This is a genomic window from Octadecabacter sp. B2R22, assembly GCF_018861045.1.
Classification (GTDB): domain Bacteria; phylum Pseudomonadota; class Alphaproteobacteria; order Rhodobacterales; family Rhodobacteraceae; genus Octadecabacter.
The window spans coordinates 51544-69912 of the sequence record NZ_JAHKQJ010000010.1 but is presented as its reverse complement, the minus strand read 5'-3'; the positions used below and the strand labels follow the sequence as shown (position 1 = coordinate 69912).

The window sequence follows — 18369 nt, the reverse complement described above, 5'->3', positions numbered from 1 at the left end:
TGCACGCTCAGCCACGTCTAGAGTCCACGCCAATTAACGGAGCGCTTCGTCATGTCTATTCCCCAGTCCGGCGGCGGCCCGATCGAACACCACGATCAGCTTGCACAATACCTCGCAGACGGCTGCAAACCGAAAGCGGATTGGCGCATCGGCACCGAACATGAAAAATTCGGGTACTGCAAAGACACCCACAAACCGCTTCCGTTCCATGGCGAACGCTCTATCGAGGCTGTCCTTACAGGCCTGCGCGACCGTTATGGCTGGGCCCCCGTCACCGAAGGCGGCTTTCTGATTGGCCTGGAGAAAGACGGCGCAAACGTCTCTCTTGAACCTGGCGGCGCACTGGAACTGTCCGGTGCCCCTGTCGAAACAATCCACCAGACCTGTGATGAAGTGAACAGCCACCTCGCAGAGGTGAAATCTATCGCAGATGAGATCGGCGTCGGCTTCATTGGTCTTGGCGCGGCTCCTGAATGGTCACACGATGAAATGCCCCTGATGCCCAAAGGCCGTTACAAGCTGATGGATGCCTATATGGATAAGGTCGGCACATCAGGCAAAATGATGATGCGACGCACCTGCACAGTTCAGGTGAACCTCGACTTTGGGTCTGAAGCCGACATGATCCAGAAGATGCGCGTTGCAATCGCTTTGCAACCCGTAGCGACCGCCCTGTTTGCCAATTCGCCCTTCTTTGAAGGCAAAGTGAACAACCACAAAAGCTGGCGCGCACGGATTTGGCGGCATCTAGATGACGCACGCACAGGCATGTTGCCGTTCGTGTTCGACAATGATTTCGGGTTTGAACGCTATGTCGAATACATGCTCGATGTGCCGATGTATTTCGTCTATCGCGACGGAAATTACATCGACGCCTTGGGCCAGTCGTTCCGCGATTTCCTAAAGGGCAAGCTCCCCGCACTGCCCGGTGAAACGCCGACCCTGTCTGATTGGGCCGACCATCTAACAACGGCCTTCCCGGAAGCGCGTCTCAAGAAGTTCATCGAAATGCGCGGTGCGGATGGTGGGCCATGGCGCCGTCTGTGTGCGTTGCCTGCATTCTGGGTTGGTATGACCTACGATCAAGAGGCCTTGGACGCTGCTTGGGATCTTTGCAAAAACTGGGACGCCGAAACACGCGAAGAATGGCGCGTTGCGGCATCCGTTGACGGGCTTCAGGCCAAAGTCGGCGGTCAGTCCATGCACGACATCGCTGGTGAATGTGTGAAAATCGCTGAACTTGGCCTAAAGAACCGCGCCATGCCCGGCGCTGGTGGGCTGGTGCCCGATGAAACGCATTTCTTGAATGCGCTCAAAGACAGCATTGAAACAGGTAAAACACCCGCTGACGAATTGCTGGATGACTACAACGGTGATTGGAACGGCAACCTCAGCAAAATCTACGGCGCGTACAGCTACTAAACGCGGCGCCGTAACGCCCGCTTACTTCTGACCGATCTTGCTTTCTTCGCCTGCCGCAAGGCGGCGGATGTTTCCCGCGTGCCGCCAAAAAATTAGAGCCATCAAGAAGGAACACAAAAAGAATATGTGCGGCACGCCCAAGACAATTGACCACACCAAAGTCGAAGCTGCGGCAACCAAAGCTGCCAAAGACGAGTAGCGAAACACAGCCGCCGTCGCCAACCACGTCAGGCAAGCCGCAATGCCCACGGGCCACGCCAAAGCATAGAGCAGGCCCAAAAACGTCGCGACGCCCTTGCCACCACGAAAGCCCAACCAGACCGGAAAACAATGCCCGATCATGACGGTCAATGCCGCCAGCTGAACCGCATCCATCGCCGCAAACTTGCGCGCAAGGATCACAACAACTGCGCCCTTACCACCATCCAGCAAAAGCGTCAGGATCGCCGCCTTCTTGGACCCTGTCCGCAAAACATTGGTGGCCCCGATATTACCCGACCCGATATCCCGCAGATTTCCCAAGCCCATGACCCGTGCAAGGACCATGCCAAAAGGGATCGACCCCACAAGATACCCAATCGCCGCCCAAAGCAGCAGGGTGTTCGTGGGGCTTGCGAATTCAAGCATCGGCCAGCTCTTTCGTTTTGTTCACGCCCGCAACGTATGTGGCAATGACTTTGCCTTGCAAAATAGTCCCATCAAACGGCGTATTCTTTGATTTCGAATGCAGCTCAAATCGGTCGAGCTTCACACTCGCGTCTGGATCAAACAGCACCAGATCCGCAGGTGCGCCAGCCGACAAGCGCCCACACTCCAGCCCCAATCGGTTGGCTGGATTAAGCGCCAAAGCGCGGAACAGCGTGGGCAGGTCCAAATGGCCCGCATGAACCAATCGCAAAGCTGCGGGCAGAAGCGTTTCAAGCGCAACGGCCCCGCTTGCGGCCTCTTCAAAGGGTAAGCGTTTGGATTCTTCGTCCTGCGGCGTATGCATCGAGCTGATAATATCGATCAAGCCAGACGCGACAGCCTCGACCACGGCCAAACGGTCTTCCTCAGAGCGCAAAGGCGGCTTTAGCTTAAAGAACGTGCGATAATCAGCGACGTCCATCTCGTTCAGGGTCAGATGGTGGATGCCGATCCCGGCCGTGATATCCAGCCCGTTACGTTTTGCGCGCTCCAGCGCAGGCAAGGCCCGCGCGGTGGTGATTTGATCCACGTGATAAGACGCACCCGTCATCTCCAACAGCGCCACATCGCGATCCAGCCCCATGCGTTCAGCCATCGGAGAAACACCCGACAACCCGCGCAAAGTCGCAAACTTGCCCGATGTCACAGCGCCGCCTTTGGACAGGCCCGGTTCTTGGACATGGCCAATCACCAAGGCCCCGCAGGATTTCGCGTAAACCAACGCACGGCTAAACACTTTGGTATCCGTGACGACACGGTCACAATCGGTAAAGGCAACAGCGCCGGCATCCATCAAGAACCCGATCTCGGTCATCTCGCGCCCGTCACGCCCTTTGGTCAGCGCCGCCATCGGCAACACATGGACCGCCGCATCAATCGCGGCACGCCGTTCGACAAACTCCAGCGTTTCAGGCGTGTCGATTGCGGGGTTCGTATCGGGCCGCGTCACCATTGTTGTGACACCGCCCGCAACCGCCGCACGCCCGGCTGATGCGAAACTTTCTTTGTGCCGTTCTCCGGGTTCAGACACCTTCACCCCGATATCAACGATCCCCGGCGCAAGGCATTTGCCGCCGCAGTCGATCACTTCATCAGGCGCCCCGTCATTTTCGACGATCACGCCATCCACCACCATCAGCGCCCCAAGCGTATCGGTGCCAGCCTCAGGATCAATCAATCGGGCGTTTTCAAACAGTATGCGCATGTGTCTCCTTCAACGGGGGTAAGCGGCATGGGTCAAGGCTCATGCCGCGATCGCCCGTTCAATTGCGCGGACCACGCTTTCGCGGTCAGCTTGATATTTAATGAGGTGTTTGTCACCAGTTGAGGTCACGACCTGAACGGCACTTAGAAATGGGCGAACGGCGGTGATCTCGTTCAATGATGTGATCCGCATATTCGGCCCTAGCAGGCGTTGATTGGTGAGGTCCCAACGAACCTTCAGTTCATCCGAAGCAAGGTAAAACGCACGCACGGCAATCGCCGCGAGGCCACCCACGGCACCTGTCCAGACATGTGGGTTCCCCATAAACCAAAGAACCGCCATCCCCACAACCATCGCGACAACCGAAACCCACGCCATTTCGCGCCAATAGGTCATCCGGTCCGAGCTAAATGACACCTGAACGGTCTCACCCTCATTCAAAGGGACTGTGGGCGTGAAAGACGGTGTCATCATCCGGCCACCTTAATCATGACCCAAACCAGAGCGGCCATCACCAAAAGTGCCACTGTCGCAATCCGCCCTGACATGGCCGCATCCGAGGGCTTTTTGCGCGCAGGGGCATCTTCCAACACGGCTTGCGGGTCAGGGTTAGGCAATTGTTCAAACGTCACGTCCATCCCGTCTTCTTTGAAGGCTGCGATGTAGCGCAGCGGTGCGACGGGAGCCAACGCTTGTTCGACGCCGCCAAACGCGGACGTTGCCACCATCACCACATATCCTGAGACCCCGTCCAGCAACTCACGGTAGGGTTCAATATCCGATTCCGCCACGCCGTTTCCGGTGATCATGTACTGGGCCAATCCCATATCGGCGAGGTCGGCAACATCGAAAACTTCGATATAATCTTCGTCCAGATGGGTCGCGCCCAGCGCGTCTTTCAGCGGCCAAGCAGCATCCGCTTCGCCGCTGTGGTTGGGGTCAGCGAAAGCCGCGATATAATCCTCCGCCAGATCAACAGAATAGAGCCGGTAAAGCCCCTTTTCGTATTGGCTGACCTTCACTGGATCAATCATGCCGCATCCTTTGCGGTTTCTATCGCGGCGATCAAAGCGTCCGCGTCTTCTGGGTACAACAATTTCGACCCTTTGCCGCCGTTCTCCCAAGCCAAGCGCACACCGTTTCCACGCTTGCCGACAGCCTTAATGTCGTCCAGCGCGATGAAGCGTTCCCCTTGAAAGATCACCCGCTTATTCGTGATCCACGCACGGTATCGCCCGAGCCGGACACGTTCTTGCATCAAGATCACGCAGGTCACGAACATCGGCACAGCGGGCCAAAGAGTGTCTGGAAACACAATCAGAAACACAACGACAGCAGGAACCGTCAACGCGATCATCAGCAACGCCGTCCGCTTGAACGCCCGAAAGCTTGGCACGTGATCAAACATCACGACCTCACCGTCTTCGAGCGGCGGCAGGTTGCTCATACCATGACTCCGACGGCCTTCGCACCGCGTTTGGCCCGTAGATTGCGCGCCAAAAGGTCCATGGCCGCCATACGCACAGCGACGCCCATTTCAACCTGTTCCTGAATAACAGATCGGTTGATGTCGTCGGCAATCTGGCCATCAATTTCAACGCCGCGGTTCATTGGACCGGGATGCATGACGATCGCGTCGTCCTTTGCATACGACAGCTTCTCCGCATCCAACCCGTAGCGGTGGAAATATTCACGCTCGGACGGGATGAAACCACCGTCCATGCGTTCTTTTTGCAGGCGCAGCATCATCACAACGTCTACGTCTTCCAGCCCTTCCCGCATGTCATGGAACACTTCAACGCCGAGGTCTTCCACACCAGACGGCAGCAAAGTCGGCGGGCCAACCAGACGAACGCGGTTTTCCATCTTGCCGAGCAGCATAATATTGGAGCGCGCCACACGGCTGTGGGCAACGTCACCGCAAATCGCAATCGACAGACGGTGCAACCGCCCCTTTGCGCGGCGGATCGTCAAGGCATCCAGCAACGCTTGCGTTGGATGTTCGTGCCGCCCATCGCCCGCATTCAACACGGCGCAATTCACTTTTTGCGCCAGCAAATCAACCGCACCAGAATTGGGATGCCGCACCACCAACAAATCAGGATGCATCGCATTCAAGGTCAGGGCCGTATCAATCAGGGTCTCACCCTTTTTGATGCTGCTCGCTTGCATCGACATGTTCATCACATCCGCCCCAAGGCGCTTGCCAGCAATTTCGAAACTCGCCTGTGTTCGGGTGGAGTTTTCGAAGAACATGTTGATCTGGGTTAACCCCTCAAGCACATCGCGGTGGGCGCGACCATTGCGGTTATCTTCGGCGTAACTGTCCGCCAAATCCAGTAATGTCGTAATTTCCGTTGGGTGGAGATGTTCAATCCCCAGCAAGTGATCAGCACGGTATGTCATGGGCGCCCTTCCCTACGGTTCACGCGCTTATATGGGGCCAATGCAGGCGCGGCAAGATCAGCACGTGAACTCCTTCATTTGACACGGTAGAATACCCCATGGAATCGGCTGTGGAATATTGGACATCGAAAGCACTCCTCGACTGGCAGGTCGAGATGGGCGCAGATGAGGCTATCGGGGACACCCCGATAGATCGCTATACGTTGGAAACCAAAAAGCCCGCCCCAAAGGTCGCCGCGAAACCCGCAGCGCCCCCACCAGCAGAAGTCGAAGTCGACACAGTAGCCTTGGCGACGTCGGCAGCGAATGCCGCACAAGACCTCGACGGATTGCGCGGCGCTCTGGGCGCATTTGAACACTGCACACTCAAGGCCGCAGCCCGCAATATGGTCTTTTCCGACGGGGTCGCTGGCGCGCCGGTCATGTTCATCACGGATGCACCAGACCGCAACGAAGACCGCGCAGGTGCTATGTTCGCGGGGCAAAGCGGCATTCTGTTTGATAAGATGCTTGCCGCGATTGGAATGGGGCGCAGCGGCGATAACCCCGTTTACTGCACGCCCGTACTGCCATGGAATCCCCCTCAAAACCGTGAGCCCAACGCGGCCGAAATCGCTATGATGCTGCCATTCTTGGAACGCCATATCGCGCTTGCAGCACCGAAGATCGTCGTTCTCATGGGCAATGGCCCGTGTCAGGCGTTGCTTAAGAAAAGCGGGATGACCCGCCTGCGTGGCCGCTGGGTGGAAACTGCATCCCGGCCCGCCTTACCGATGTTTGCACCGTCTTATCTGCTGTCACACGCGCCCGCAAAACGCGACGCTTGGGCCGACCTCTTGGCGCTCAAGGCGCGGCTGAAAGAACTTGAATGACAGACCCTCGTGAATTTATCCCTGTTCGGATCGCCGTCTTGACGGTCTCGGACACACGCACAATCGCCGAAGACAAATCGGGCCAGACGCTGGTGGATCGCTTACAGGACGCTGGCCATCACTTGGCGGACCGCAAAATCCTGCGCGACGAGCGGGTCGAGATCGCCGAGCAATTACGCAACTGGTGTGCAAATCCTGAGATCGATGTTATCCTGACCACCGGCGGTACGGGCCTTACGGGGCGCGACGTGACGGTCGAGGCCCATCGCGATGTCTACGAGAAAGAAATCGACGCCTTTGGCACCGTTTTCACAATCGTTTCGATGCAAAAAATCGGCACTAGTGCCATTCAATCCCGCGCGACGGGTGGCGTCGCCAATGGCACCTACATGTTCGCCCTGCCCGGAAGCACGGGCGCCTGCAAAGATGCTTGGGACGAAATCTTGGTCAAACAGCTCGATTATCGCCACATGCCGTGCAATTTCGTAGAAATTTTACCCCGTTTGGACGAACATCAGCGACGGAAGTAACGATCTCGTGCGTATTAGATCCAAACCCTTTTGTGCGAACGTAATATTAAGACATAATTCGTGCATCCATACTCGCCATAAAAGGCCCACATAACATGCAATTTCTTAGACGCAGCCTGATCGGTATTTTTCTTTTGTCCCTGACGCTGGCGCTGTTTGCCTGGGCCGGCAATACCGTAAGGCTTGCGGTACAGGAACGCATGAACACGGAGCCTCGCGGGTTTCAGCAACGCGAACGGGTTCTTGCTGTCAACGTGGTACAGGTGACACCTGAAACCATTGCGCCGTCCCTTGTGGTGTTTGGCGAACTCAGCAGCACAAATACCTTTGATCTTCGCGCCCTGACGGGGGGCACCGTTCTAAACGTGTCTGAGAACTTCATCGAAGGTGGGCGCGTCGAACGTGGCGAACTCCTTGTCAAAATTGACCCTCGTGATGCCCAGTCCGCCCGTGACCGTATCGCAGCAGACCTAAGAGACGCGGAAGCCGAAGTTCGAGATGCCGAACGTGCCTTGATCATTGAAACCGACGAAGTTGCGGCCGCCACCGAACAAGCAACCCTGCGCCAACAAGCCCTTCAGCGTCAAAACGATCTGGTCACACGCGGCGTCGGGACCGCGGCCGCAGTCGAGACCGCCGAACTTGCAGTATCAGGCGCAAACCAAGCGGTCCTGACCCGCCGACAAGCCGAAGCACAAGCGCAAGCGCGATTGGATCAGGCCGCGACCCGCCTTGATCGCGCTCAATTAAACCTCGCAGACGCGGATCGCGTCGTGACCGATACTGAAATCCACGCGCCATACTCAGGGGTATTGGCCGATGTCACGATCACCCAAGGGGTTCGCGTCACAGCCAATGAACGCCTTGGCGAAGTCATCGACAACGACCAGCTCGAAGTGTCATTCCGCCTGTCCACCGCGCAATACGCGCGTCTGATCGGCGAGGACGGTGCATTGGGCAATGCACCAATTACGGTTTCACTTGAGACCCAAGGCTTCACCCTCAGCGCGACAGGGCAGATCACCCGCGAAAGCGCCGCCGTTGGCGAGGGCCAAACAGGGCGTCTTTTGTTTGCACGTCTTGATACGAGCACAGGCTTGCGGCCCGGCGACTTTGTGACCGTTGCGATTACAGAACCAGACCTGCGCGGCGTCGCTTTGGTCCCAGCCACAGCAATTGACGCCAATGAAACCGCTCTGCTTTTGGGTGATGAAAACCGCTTGTCCGAAGTGGACGTAGAAGTGCTGCGTCGCCAAGGCGATGACGTCATCATCCGCGCACGCGACCTGTACGGCAAACAGATCGTCGCCGAACGTTCCCCCCTTCTGGGTGCGGGGATTGCGGTTCAGCCCATCGATCCAACCGCCGAACCGGTGGTACCGGAAGCCCCCGAAATGGTTGCCATAGATGACGAACAACGCGCCGAGATGATCGCCTTTGTCGAGGCATCACGTATGCCGCCCCCCGTCAAAACCCGTGTTCTCGAACAATTGGCGCAAGACGAAGTGCCCAGTGATGTGATTGCCCGTATTCAGGAACGGATGGGCTCATGAAGATGTCCGCTGGCGGTATCCTGTCCTACCTGACCCGCCATGCGACGGCGGCAAATCTTTTGCTGATCATTATGCTTGGGGCAGGCATTGCGGCCTTTCCCAAGATGCGGGCACAGTTTTTCCCCGACGTGATTGTCGATAGCGTTTCGGTTTCTGTTCAATGGACAGGTGCGGGTGCAGAAGATGTCGATGATGCCGTCGTCCAGGTCTTGCAGCCCGCCTTGCTGGGTGTCGAAGGTGTTCTTACAACAACATCCACATCGTCTGAGGGCTCCGCACGTATTTTCCTCGAATTCGAACCCGGTTGGGACATGGCGAAAGCGACGGAAGATGTTCAATTGGCCGTGGACGCCACATCCAACCTCCCCGATGACGCCGAAGACCCGACTGTGCGTCGCGGCCAATGGTCTGATCGCGTTACGGATGTTGTCATCACGGGGCCCGTTGCTCCGGCCCAACTGGCCCGTTTTGCCGATGAATTTGTCGTTCGCTTGTTCGCGCAGGGCGTAACCCGCACAACCATCCGCGGCGTCGCCGCCCCCTCTACGATCATCGAAGTGCCGTCCATCGCGCTGGTGCAATACGACATCTCGATGTCCGAGATTTCCAATGCCATCGGACAGGAAGTCACCGCAGATCCCGTGGGTGACGTTAGTGGCGCTGCGCGTGTGCGCACAGGCGTGGAACGCCGCACCGCCGATGAAATCGAAGCAATTGTTCTGCGCACCGACTTGAACGGTGCGACCCTGACCGTAGGTGATGTCGCCCAAGTCTTCGTGGAAGGCGTTGACCGCGAACGCACCTACTACGTTGGAGGTAACCCCGCCATCTCGATCCGCGTGGACCGTGCAGCGACGGGCGATGCGATCAAGCTACAAGAAACGGTCGAACAGGTCGCCCAAAGCTACGCTGAAACCCTCCCCAACGGGTCCAGCATCGACCTTATCCGGGCACGGGCTGAACAGATCACAGGACGCCTGAATATCCTTTATGAGAACGCGCTTCTTGGGCTCGCTCTTGTGGTGACGCTACTGTTTTTGTTCCTCAATGCCCGAACGGCGTTTTGGGTCGCAGCAGGTATTCCCGCCGCCATGTGTGGTGCGATTGCGTTGATGTGGCTTGCGGGGCTGACGATCAATATGATCTCGCTGTTTGCGCTGATCATCACGCTCGGGATCGTGGTGGATGATGCCATCGTCGTCGGCGAACACGCTGACTATCGACACCGCAAACTCGGTGAGGACCCCGCCCAAGCTGCCGAAAACGCCGCGAAGAAAATGTTCAGCCCTGTGTTCTCCGCGACGCTCACGACAATCATCGCGTTCTTTGCACTGGTGCTTGTGGGGGGGCGTTTTGGCGATCTGATTTCTGACATCCCATTCACGGTGATCGTCGTTCTGATCGCCTCCTTGCTTGAGTGTTTCTTCATCCTGCCCCACCACATGTACAAAGCTCTGTCCCACACGGGCGGCAATAAATGGTACGATGCGCCGTCCCGCGTGGTGAACCGAGGGTTCGATTGGTTCAAAGAAACGCTGTTCCGCCCATTCATGGCCGGCGTAATTTGGGCACGTTACCCCGTCATGGCGTTTGCCGTTGTGCTTCTTTCGGTGCAGGCCGCATCGTTCATCCGAGGCGACGTTCAGTGGCGCTTCTTCAGCTCGCCCGAACAGGGCAGTGTCACGGGGAATTTCGCCATGCTCCCCGGTGCGACGCGAACCGACACGATGGAAATGATGCAATCCCTGCAAGAGGTCACGGAAACCTTGGGCGCAGAATACGAAGCCGAGCACGGCACAAACCCGCTCGATTATGTGATTGCTGAAATCGGCGGCAACTCGGGGCGTGGCATTGCGGGGTCCGACACCAAAGACGCCGACCAATTGGGATCCATCGCCATTGAATTGATCGACGCGGACGTCCGCCCTTATTCCAGTGCGGAATTTGTCACCGCGTTGCAAGACCGCGTGATCCGTCACCCGATGTTGGAAACCGTCTCCTTCCGTCGGTTTGGCAGCGGTCCGGGGGGCGATGCAATCGATGTGCAACTGTTCGGCGCCAATTCAGAAATCCTGAAAGCCGCCGCCGAAGCGCTCAAGGTCGAACTCGCTCAGTTCGGTGAGGTGTCCGCAATCGAAGACTCGCTCGCTTATGACAAAGAAGAACTCGTCCTCGAATTGACCCCACAAGGCCAAGCGCTGGGGTTCACCATTGATGGGTTGGGCAGCGTGTTGCGCGACCGTCTCGGCGGGATCGAAGCCGCGACCTATCCTGACGGCCCGCGCTCTGCGACCATCCGCGTTGAACTTCCGGCAGGCGAACTCACCGCAGACTTCCTTGATCGCAGCCAGATGCGCGCCAGCAGCGGAGCCTATGTGGCATTGGCCGATATTGTAACGGTCACATCCCGCAACGGGTTCTCGACTGTTACGCGCGAAAACGGTGTACAGCTTATTTCTGTGACCGCCGATCTTGCCGAAGACGACGCCGATCGCGCCACGGAAATCCAGACCCTGATCCAAGACGATGTCCTACCGCGCATTCAAGCGGCCTACAGCGTCTCAACCACGCTCTCTGGCCTCAGTGAACAAGAGAACGACTTCCTCAACGATGCCCGCACGGGCCTCATCTTTTGCTTAACTGGTATTTTCTTAGTCTTGGCTTGGATTTTCCAAAGCTGGACGCGGCCTCTTGTTGTGATGGCGATTATCCCGTTTGGCCTGATCGGGACCATCTACGGCCACATTATCTGGGAGGTTCCGCTGTCTATGTTTACGGTGGTCGGCCTGCTGGGCATGACTGGCATCATCATCAACGACTCCATCGTTCTCGTGAAAACCATTGATGAATATGCCGAAACTCGTGGCATGAAACCCGCCATTATCGACGGCGTAAGCGACCGCTTGCGCCCTGTTCTCCTAACAACGCTGACCACAGTTCTTGGCCTCGCGCCGCTTCTTTACGAAGGATCAAGCCAAGCGGAGTTCTTGAAACCTACAGTGATTACGTTGGTATACGGCTTGGGCTTCGGTATGGTTTTGGTGCTGTTTATCGTGCCGTCCCTGATGGCCATGCAAAGCGACGTTTCCGTTCAGGTTCGATCTGCCAAACGGGCCCTGACGAACCGCGCAGGTGCAGCCGTTTGGCCAACACGCATTGCGGCCCTTGGCGCGCTGGCGCTTTTTGGGGCGATCGTTGCGCCCGTGATGCTGACAGGAACGCCATTGCTGCCAATATTCAGCGCCAGTATTGCGATATCCATCGCAGTCTTCGCGGCACTTACATTGGTCTTTTTGCTGATTGTCTATCTTGTGACGGCTCTATTCATGATGCGGTCAAGCCGTAAGGCAGACAGGATCGCAACAGCCTAGTTCGCGTCGCAGCCCAAAATATCGACCGATTGATTGCCTGCAATCACAGTGATCCGCACCTCGGAACGGTTCAGCGCAAATCCGCCTCCGTTCACATGGATCATGTCAGATCGCGCGAACAGCGCATCACCCTCGCGCCACGTCTGCGGTTGAGAGACCCAAACTTGCTGATCGCCAGCCTCAATCACCACGGCTTCGTCACCAGCCATCGGCGGCATGTCCACGCGTGCAGTCACACGTAGCCCGTTTTCAGCCGGATCAATTGCACAGGTCACATCACCCACACCCGCCTCAACCGAGGTCTGGGGCCGATCCAGCAATGCCGCGATAATTGCAGGGTCTCGTGCGCCAGTCGCAGGTAGTGCCGTATCAAATTCAAGAAGGACCGGCACGCAAATCTCATCGCAGACACCGATCTGCACCTGCCCGCGCATCAGCGCCGGCGCTGTGTCATCCGTGACCGATAGCTCGACGGGAATCACGACGGATTGCGAATACCCAATGGACCGCATTCCGTTTTGGTCAAACACTTCGGGCACTGGCCAATGGAACGCCGCGCCCGACAGATTCTGCGATCCTTGCCAGCCAAAGCGCGGAGGAATCCCACCATCGCCCGGCGCACGCCAATAGGTCTTCCAACCGTCAGCGAGCCGCAGTTGAAGCCCCGCCATATGGGTACCGCTGTCGGTCCGCCACCCCGGCAAGATTTCGAGCTCAACTACGCCATCCGCAGGCCCAGCCCACACAGGGGCAGCCACACAAAGCGCAATCAGGGAAACAGAAATTCGTTTGATCATGCGTCTTCTTCGAACATCTTGCCCTCAAAGGAAAGTCACGTTTGGGTTAAAGATATGTCAGACGACAGCCACTTCCCCTTGCGCCTCCCCTAGCCGCGTCCCATCTTGAACTTATGACTGATAGAACCAGCCTTCTTGGAAAACTCCTGATTGCGATGCCCGACATGGGGGACCCGCGGTTCGACCATTCTGTCATCTATATCTGCGCGCATTCCGCTGAGGGCGCTATGGGGCTGATCATCAACAAACCGACCCCCGAAGTCCGGTTTGGTGACTTGCTCGAACAACTCTCCATCGACGAGGGAGAACTCGCCGTGGATGTGCGCATTCACTACGGCGGCCCTGTCGAGATGGGACGCGGCTTTGTGTTGCACACATCGGACTATGCATCTGGCGCAGGCACGATGGATGTGTCCAACGGCATCGCAATGACGGCGACCTTGGACATTCTAGAAGACATCGCCGTGGGAAATGGCCCCAAACGATCAATGCTGGGGCTGGGGTACGCTGGCTGGGGCCCACACCAGCTTGAGGATGAATTGATCAACAACGGCTGGCTTGTCACAGATGCCAATGAGGACATCTTGTTTGGCCGCGCGGCAGAACACAAATGGACGGCGGCGCTTAAAACGCTCGGCATAGACCCGTTGATGCTGTCGGCCTCGGGTGGGTCCGCTTAAGGGGGCTACCGCGGTGCAGCGGCGCGGCGAAGGCGGTCGTTGATCGCACGGCCCAAACCATGTTCAGGGATTGGCGACACCGCAATCTTTTCCGCGCCCAGCGCATTCAACTGATGCAAAGCATCAAACAAGTTCGCCGCTGCCTCGACAAGATCACTGGACGAGGACAGGTTGATGGCCGCCTCAACAGCACCGAACCCCAATAGGGTTTCGCCAACCCTGACGTCCTCAGCATTCAAACGCACGACGCCCTTGGGCGCATAATGCGACGCGAGTTGCCCCGGCGAATTCGGGGCAGCGGCATCCCCTGCTTGTGCGAGGCCTTGCCCCAACGCGGCCTCAACCGCCTCACTCGGCAGACCACCAGCGCGCAACAAAGTTGGAACAGGTCGCGTCGCCACAATCGTCGATTCCAGACCGACACCACTGGTTCCGCCCTCAACAATCCCGTCGATCCGACCCGACATTTGGTCACGAACATGGGTAAAATTTGTTGGGCTCACTTGCCCTGACGGGTTGGCAGATGGTGCTGCAATCGGTCCGCCGAAAGCGGCCAACAACGACTGCGCCAAGGCATGATCAGGCACCCGCACCGCCAGCGTGTTCAATCCGGCAGTGACCAGCGGCGAAATCCCTGCCCCGTCTTTCAGTGGCAAGACCAAGGTCAATGCACCTGGCCAGAACGCCGACGCCAATCGCAAAGCGTCATCGTCAAATTCAACCAAGGTTTCAGCGACGGCCAGAGATTCCACATGCACAATCAACGGATTGAAGCTCGGACGCCCCTTGGCCTCATACAAACGCGCCACAGCATCGCTATTGCGGGCATCCACACCCAGCCCGTAAACCGTTTCGGTCGGAAACGCGACAAGCCCGCCATCGCTTAGCAGCTCAGCGGCGACCGCCAGCCCAACAGCATCCGGCTGCAGAAATTTCGTATCGATTTCATTCATGACGCTGCGTTTATGTTGCGGGTTTGGCCCATGTCTTTAGCCTTTCATTGAACTGCCCACATACGCCTCAAGCGGGCCGATTCCAAGAACGTCCTAATAAACCCAAGCGCTGGATTGATCCTATGCCGTACACATCCCCCGTCACCGACTTCCAGTTTCTGATGGATCACGTAGTGAATTTCACGCAAATCGCCCAGACGGACCGCTTTGCCGAAGCCACCCCCGACATGCGCGATGCGATCATGACGGAAGCCGCGAAATTGTGCGACGAAGTGCTCGCGCCACTGCAAACAGCAGGCGACGAACAGCCAGCCGTGTTGGAAAACGGGATTGTACGCACCTCCCCTGGGTTTGATGCAGGATACAAAGCCATCGCCGAAGGCGGCTGGATCGGCATCTCGGCAAGTCCTGAAAATGGCGGCATGGGGCTTCCGCTGACATTGGCAACGGCCGTCAACGAAATGTTGGCAGGCGCATGCCTGTCGCTGCAACTGAACCCCCTGATGACTCAAGGCCAAATCGAAGCCCTCGAACATCACGCCAGCGATGCCATCAAAGACCTCTATCTCCCGAAACTGATCTCGGGTGAATGGAACGGAACAATGAACCTCACCGAACCGCAAGCCGGCTCGGACGTGGGCGCGCTTGCCTCTAAGGCGGTGCCAAATGACGACGGGTCTTATGCGATCTCGGGCCAGAAGATTTACATCTCTTGGGGCGACAACGATTTCACCGAGAACGTCTGCCACCTTGTGCTCGCGCGTTTGCCCGATGGCGTCAAAGGCACCAAAGGCATCAGCCTGTTCATGGTGCCCAAGATTATCCCGAACGAAGATGGCACATTGGGTGAGCGCAACTCGCTGCGCGTTGTCAGCCTTGAACATAAGATGGGCCTGCATGGGTCCCCAACGGCCGTGATGGAATATGATGGCGCAACGGGCTGGCTGGTCGGTGAAAAACACGGCGGCATGGCGGCGATGTTCACAATGATGAACAACGCCCGCGTTGGCGTGGCAACTCAAGGTATCGGCGTCGCCGAAGCCGCGTATCAACATGCACTGGCCTATGCGATGGACCGTAAGCAAGGCCGCGCAGGTGGTTCAGGCACCATCATCGAACACGCCGATGTGCGCCGGATGCTCGCCACGATGAAGGCCGAGGTTTTTGCCGCCCGCTCCATCACGCTCGCGAATGCCGTCGCCATTGATATGGCAACGGCGACAGGCGAGCCCGCATGGGACGCGCGGGCGGCCCTGCTAACCCCGATCTCAAAGGCATTCGGCACCGACATTGGCGTCGAAACTGCTGCAAGCGGTATCCAAGTTCACGGCGGCATGGGGTTCATTGAAGAAACCGGCGCGGCCCAATACGCCCGCGATGTGCGGGTCACGACAATTTATGAAGGCACCAACGGCATTCAAGCCATGGACCTTGTTGCGCGTAAGATGATGGACAACGGCGAGGCAGCCTTTGCCTTGATGGATGAAATCGAAGAGGCCGCAGAAGCAGCCCGCTCTACTCTGCCCGATCTTGTTGACCCTGTTTGGCAGGCCAGCGAAAGCCTTCGCGAAACCACTGAATGGCTTGTCACTCAAGACATGGATCATCGCTTTGCAGGGGCGGTCCCTTACCTGCGTGCTTTTGCCAGAGTGCTCGGCGCTCATTATCATTTGACCGCAGCTTTGAACGGCGATGAAACCCGCCAGCGCCTCGCGACGTTTTACATCAAACGCTTGTTGCCGGAACACTCTGCACTTTTGGCCCACGTGCGCGAAGGGGCGGATGATCTGCTGGCGATCACAGCGGATGATCTGGCGTCCTAGGGCGCAAGTCGCTAAGCACCTAGACCATGAGCACAGACAAAATCCATTACCCATGGCCCGAACCACCCGCCACAGGCGAAGCAATCGAAGTCGCCAACGGCGTTTTGTGGATGCGCCTGCCGCTGCCCATGGCCTTGGATCACGTGAACGTCTACGCGTTGGACGATGGCCACGGCTGGACAGTTGTCGATACCGGTTTTGACAGCAGCAAAACCCGCGCCATTTGGGAAACGCTTTTGGCGGGGCCATTGGCAGGTAAGCCCGTCACGCGGGTCATAGGCACACACCATCACCCCGATCACATCGGTCTTGCAGGTTGGTTCCAAGAGGCGGGCGCAGAGCTTACGATGCCACGCACCGCATGGCTGATGGCACGGATGCTGACGCTGGACGAACAACCTGCCTATCCAACGCGCTCAATTGAGTTCTATCAACGAGCCGGCATGGACGAAGACATCCTTGCCAAACGGCGCAACGACCGCCCGTTCAACTTTGCCGATTGCGTCCATCCGATGCCCCTCGGGTTCACCCGCCTGCAAGAAGGCGGCACAATCATGATCGGCGGGCGAACATGGGACATCCGTATGGGCAACGGCCACGCCCCTGAACACGCCACATTCTGGAGCCGCGACGACAATCTTGTGATCGGTGGCGACCAGCTTTTACCGTCTATCAGCCCCAACATCGGCGTCTATCCAACAGAACCAGACGCGGACCCATTGGCCGAGTGGTTGGAAGCCTGCGAACGCCTTGCGCCATTTGCACGCGCGGATCACCTAGTCCTTGGCGGTCATAAACTGCCCTTCACGGGCCTGCCAAAACGCATGCAGCAACTGATCGATAACCACCACAGCGCGCTAGATCGTTTGGTTGACCACATCTCGACCCCGCAACGCGCTGGCGATTGTTTCAAACCGTTGTTCAAGCGCGCAATCGGTGAAAGCGAATACGGGCTGGCTCTGGTCGAGGCCCTCGCGCATCTCAATCACCTGCACCAAACGGGTCAGGCCACCCGCACCTTGCGGGACGGGACCCATTGGTTTCAGGCAACCTGAGCGCACCCGAAAACATTTGTCTTTGCCAGAGAAGTGACGCAATCCTGTGGAACAGCGTGCCAACGCCCATCGGTGTCGCACAACGGTTCGGATGCAAAAGCATGCCCCCCAAAATCAAGTCCCTGCGACATATACAAAGTCGGCGCCTGTCCCGATGAAGCATGGCGAAACCCAAAGACATCCTCTCCATCACTGAAGACACAGGTTATTTTTACAGGTTGGGGTCCATTCCCGATCTCTTCTAACATAAGGGCGATCGCCCGCTCGGGATCTTCATCCAAACCATGCGCCAGCATCGTCAGAAAGATCATCTCGCTGTCGGTCGATCCCTGCCGCGCAGCATAAAGATCGTCGGGGAGTGCAGCCTCCAGTCGACGTCGGATGGCAGGGAAATGTGGCACTTGCCCGTTGTGGCAGAACGACCAGCGTCCGAACTTGAATGGGTGGCAATTCTGGCGACTCGTTTCGCCCACAGTACTCGCCCGAACATGCGCCAAGAATAAGCGTGATCGCACCATACGGCACAGACTTGTCAGATTTCCGTCCGACCATGCGGGCAGCACATCCCGATAAAGACCAGGTTCTTTTCTGTCATCATACCATGCAATCCCGAAACCATCCCCGTTGACGGCCAACTTGGCCTCGGTTGCATGTTGGCTTTGCTCCAACAACGAGTGCTTGGGATTCACGATTATGTTTTCCAGGGGAATTGGCGGGCCGCAATAGGCAGTTAGGCGACACATCCTAGTGTCGCGCCGCCATGCGCGCCGTTAATTTGGCCAAAATTCGGCTGGCGGTCGTTTCACAAACCGCAGGGAGAAGGGCATGCGTCAGGGCCGCAAGTCCTGCTACGATTAACCAAAACGAAAACCCAAGCGCGAAGCGCATGTGCTGAAGATAGGTTTCGTCCACCGTCGCGGGATGGGCCAGAAACCAGCGATCAAGGAAAGGCAGGCGCTTGGGTGGGCTAAGATCGGACATTTGGGGACTCCAGATTACTTTCCCAGACCCTACCG

18 protein-coding genes are annotated in these 18369 nt (G+C 57.5%); 8 read left to right on the top strand and 10 right to left on the bottom strand.

Annotated features, from left to right (window positions below):
* The first annotated feature begins 51 nt into the window (after positions 1-51).
* A complete protein-coding gene (locus KO486_RS13240) occupies positions 52-1422 on the top strand; it encodes a glutamate--cysteine ligase (RefSeq protein WP_216037764.1) in 1371 nt (456 codons plus the stop codon).
* Positions 1423-1443: 21 nt separating this feature from the next.
* On the opposite strand, the gene plsY is transcribed toward KO486_RS13240, so the two are convergent.
* From plsY to KO486_RS13210, 6 genes are read right to left on the bottom strand one after another with little or no spacing between them, the layout of a single operon-like run.
* Entirely contained in the window at positions 1444-2049 is a 606-nt protein-coding gene (plsY, locus tag KO486_RS13235) for a glycerol-3-phosphate 1-O-acyltransferase PlsY (RefSeq protein WP_216037763.1), read from the bottom strand.
* Positions 2042-3313 (bottom strand): dihydroorotase, encoded by a 1272-nt coding sequence (gene pyrC, locus KO486_RS13230; protein WP_216037762.1) that lies wholly within the window; start codon positions 3311-3313, stop codon positions 2042-2044. Before pyrC ends, plsY begins: the two co-directional genes overlap by 8 nt.
* A gap of 39 nt (positions 3314-3352) precedes the next feature.
* On the bottom strand, positions 3353-3787 hold the full coding sequence (locus KO486_RS13225) for a hypothetical protein (RefSeq protein ID WP_354667498.1): 435 nt from the start codon (positions 3785-3787) through the stop codon (positions 3353-3355).
* A complete protein-coding gene (locus tag KO486_RS13220) occupies positions 3784-4347 on the bottom strand; it encodes a hypothetical protein (RefSeq protein ID WP_216037761.1) in 564 nt (187 codons plus the stop codon). The genes KO486_RS13225 and KO486_RS13220 overlap by 4 nt, the downstream gene beginning before the upstream one ends.
* Positions 4344-4760: a hypothetical protein gene (locus KO486_RS13215; protein WP_216037760.1), complete on the bottom strand. Its 417-nt coding sequence runs from the start codon at positions 4758-4760 to the stop codon at positions 4344-4346. Before KO486_RS13215 ends, KO486_RS13220 begins: the two co-directional genes overlap by 4 nt.
* The gene (locus tag KO486_RS13210; RefSeq protein WP_216037759.1) at positions 4757-5719 is read right to left on the bottom strand and encodes an aspartate carbamoyltransferase catalytic subunit; all 963 of its coding nucleotides are present in this window, start codon (positions 5717-5719) and stop codon (positions 4757-4759) included. Before KO486_RS13210 ends, KO486_RS13215 begins: the two co-directional genes overlap by 4 nt.
* A gap of 98 nt (positions 5720-5817) precedes the next feature.
* Between KO486_RS13210 and KO486_RS13205 the strand changes: the two genes are divergently transcribed.
* The 4 genes from KO486_RS13205 (at position 5818) to KO486_RS13190 (ending at position 12045) form a co-directional block, all read left to right on the top strand.
* Complete coding sequence (locus tag KO486_RS13205) at positions 5818-6591, top strand: uracil-DNA glycosylase (protein ID WP_216037758.1); 774 nt, start codon at positions 5818-5820, stop codon at positions 6589-6591.
* Entirely contained in the window at positions 6588-7121 is a 534-nt protein-coding gene (gene moaB / locus KO486_RS13200) for a molybdenum cofactor biosynthesis protein B (RefSeq protein WP_216037757.1), read from the top strand. Before KO486_RS13205 ends, moaB begins: the two co-directional genes overlap by 4 nt.
* Before the next feature lie 95 nt (positions 7122-7216).
* Positions 7217-8674, top strand: coding sequence for an HlyD family efflux transporter periplasmic adaptor subunit (locus tag KO486_RS13195; protein WP_216037756.1), 1458 nt, complete (start codon positions 7217-7219; stop codon positions 8672-8674).
* Positions 8671-12045: an efflux RND transporter permease subunit gene (locus KO486_RS13190; protein ID WP_216037755.1), complete on the top strand. Its 3375-nt coding sequence runs from the start codon at positions 8671-8673 to the stop codon at positions 12043-12045. Before KO486_RS13195 ends, KO486_RS13190 begins: the two co-directional genes overlap by 4 nt.
* Here KO486_RS13190 and KO486_RS13185 read toward each other — a convergent pair.
* Positions 12042-12842 carry a protein-disulfide reductase DsbD domain-containing protein gene (locus tag KO486_RS13185; RefSeq protein WP_216037754.1) on the bottom strand — a complete coding sequence of 267 codons (801 nt, stop codon included), beginning with the start codon at positions 12840-12842 and terminating at the stop codon, positions 12042-12044. The two genes, KO486_RS13190 and KO486_RS13185, sit on opposite strands and share 4 nt — an antisense overlap.
* A gap of 113 nt (positions 12843-12955) precedes the next feature.
* Here KO486_RS13185 and KO486_RS13180 point away from each other — a divergent pair, with 113 nt between their 5' ends.
* Complete coding sequence (locus KO486_RS13180; RefSeq protein ID WP_216037753.1) at positions 12956-13522, top strand: YqgE/AlgH family protein; 567 nt, start codon at positions 12956-12958, stop codon at positions 13520-13522.
* A 5-nt stretch (positions 13523-13527) separates the two neighbouring features.
* Here the strand turns inward: KO486_RS13180 and KO486_RS13175 are convergent, their stop codons facing one another.
* Entirely contained in the window at positions 13528-14475 is a 948-nt protein-coding gene (locus tag KO486_RS13175; RefSeq protein ID WP_216037752.1) for an L-threonylcarbamoyladenylate synthase, read from the bottom strand.
* Between the two features lie 122 nt (positions 14476-14597).
* Here KO486_RS13175 and KO486_RS13170 point away from each other — a divergent pair, with 122 nt between their 5' ends.
* Together KO486_RS13170 and KO486_RS13165 are read left to right on the top strand one after the other, a co-directional pair.
* On the top strand, positions 14598-16298 hold the full coding sequence (locus tag KO486_RS13170) for an acyl-CoA dehydrogenase (RefSeq protein WP_216037751.1): 1701 nt from the start codon (positions 14598-14600) through the stop codon (positions 16296-16298).
* 26 nt (positions 16299-16324) lie between these two features.
* Positions 16325-17353 carry an MBL fold metallo-hydrolase gene (locus KO486_RS13165; RefSeq protein ID WP_216037750.1) on the top strand — a complete coding sequence of 343 codons (1029 nt, stop codon included), beginning with the start codon at positions 16325-16327 and terminating at the stop codon, positions 17351-17353.
* Here the strand turns inward: KO486_RS13165 and KO486_RS13160 are convergent.
* Both KO486_RS13160 and KO486_RS13155 read right to left on the bottom strand, forming a co-directional pair.
* Entirely contained in the window at positions 17341-18042 is a 702-nt protein-coding gene (locus tag KO486_RS13160; RefSeq protein ID WP_303435360.1) for a class II glutamine amidotransferase, read from the bottom strand. The genes KO486_RS13165 and KO486_RS13160 overlap by 13 nt on opposite strands.
* A gap of 55 nt (positions 18043-18097) precedes the next feature.
* The gene (locus KO486_RS13155) at positions 18098-18334 is read right to left on the bottom strand and encodes a DUF6356 family protein (protein WP_216037748.1); all 237 of its coding nucleotides are present in this window, start codon (positions 18332-18334) and stop codon (positions 18098-18100) included.
* Positions 18335-18369: the final 35 nt, after the last annotated feature.

Excerpts from the sequence above, each read along its gene's own strand:
- KO486_RS13240 (WP_216037764.1), top strand. The coding sequence starts at position 52 with ATGTCTATTCCCCAGTCCGGCGGCGGCCCGATCGAACACCACGATCAG.
- plsY (WP_216037763.1), bottom strand. The coding sequence starts at position 2,049 with ATGCTTGAATTCGCAAGCCCCACGAACACCCTGCTGCTTTGGGCGGCG.
- pyrC (WP_216037762.1), bottom strand. The coding sequence starts at position 3,313 with ATGCGCATACTGTTTGAAAACGCCCGATTGATTGATCCTGAGGCTGGC.
- KO486_RS13225 (WP_354667498.1), bottom strand. The coding sequence starts at position 3,787 with ATGATGACACCGTCTTTCACGCCCACAGTCCCTTTGAATGAGGGTGAG.
- KO486_RS13220 (WP_216037761.1), bottom strand. The coding sequence starts at position 4,347 with ATGATTGATCCAGTGAAGGTCAGCCAATACGAAAAGGGGCTTTACCGG.
- KO486_RS13215 (WP_216037760.1), bottom strand. The coding sequence starts at position 4,760 with ATGAGCAACCTGCCGCCGCTCGAAGACGGTGAGGTCGTGATGTTTGAT.
- KO486_RS13210 (WP_216037759.1), bottom strand. The coding sequence starts at position 5,719 with ATGACATACCGTGCTGATCACTTGCTGGGGATTGAACATCTCCACCCA.
- KO486_RS13205 (WP_216037758.1), top strand. The coding sequence starts at position 5,818 with ATGGAATCGGCTGTGGAATATTGGACATCGAAAGCACTCCTCGACTGG.
- moaB (WP_216037757.1), top strand. The coding sequence starts at position 6,588 with ATGACAGACCCTCGTGAATTTATCCCTGTTCGGATCGCCGTCTTGACG.
- KO486_RS13195 (WP_216037756.1), top strand. The coding sequence starts at position 7,217 with ATGCAATTTCTTAGACGCAGCCTGATCGGTATTTTTCTTTTGTCCCTG.
- KO486_RS13190 (WP_216037755.1), top strand. The coding sequence starts at position 8,671 with ATGAAGATGTCCGCTGGCGGTATCCTGTCCTACCTGACCCGCCATGCG.
- KO486_RS13185 (WP_216037754.1), bottom strand. The coding sequence starts at position 12,842 with ATGATCAAACGAATTTCTGTTTCCCTGATTGCGCTTTGTGTGGCTGCC.
- KO486_RS13180 (WP_216037753.1), top strand. The coding sequence starts at position 12,956 with ATGACTGATAGAACCAGCCTTCTTGGAAAACTCCTGATTGCGATGCCC.
- KO486_RS13175 (WP_216037752.1), bottom strand. The coding sequence starts at position 14,475 with ATGAATGAAATCGATACGAAATTTCTGCAGCCGGATGCTGTTGGGCTG.
- KO486_RS13170 (WP_216037751.1), top strand. The coding sequence starts at position 14,598 with ATGCCGTACACATCCCCCGTCACCGACTTCCAGTTTCTGATGGATCAC.
- KO486_RS13165 (WP_216037750.1), top strand. The coding sequence starts at position 16,325 with ATGAGCACAGACAAAATCCATTACCCATGGCCCGAACCACCCGCCACA.
- KO486_RS13155 (WP_216037748.1), bottom strand. The coding sequence starts at position 18,334 with ATGTCCGATCTTAGCCCACCCAAGCGCCTGCCTTTCCTTGATCGCTGG.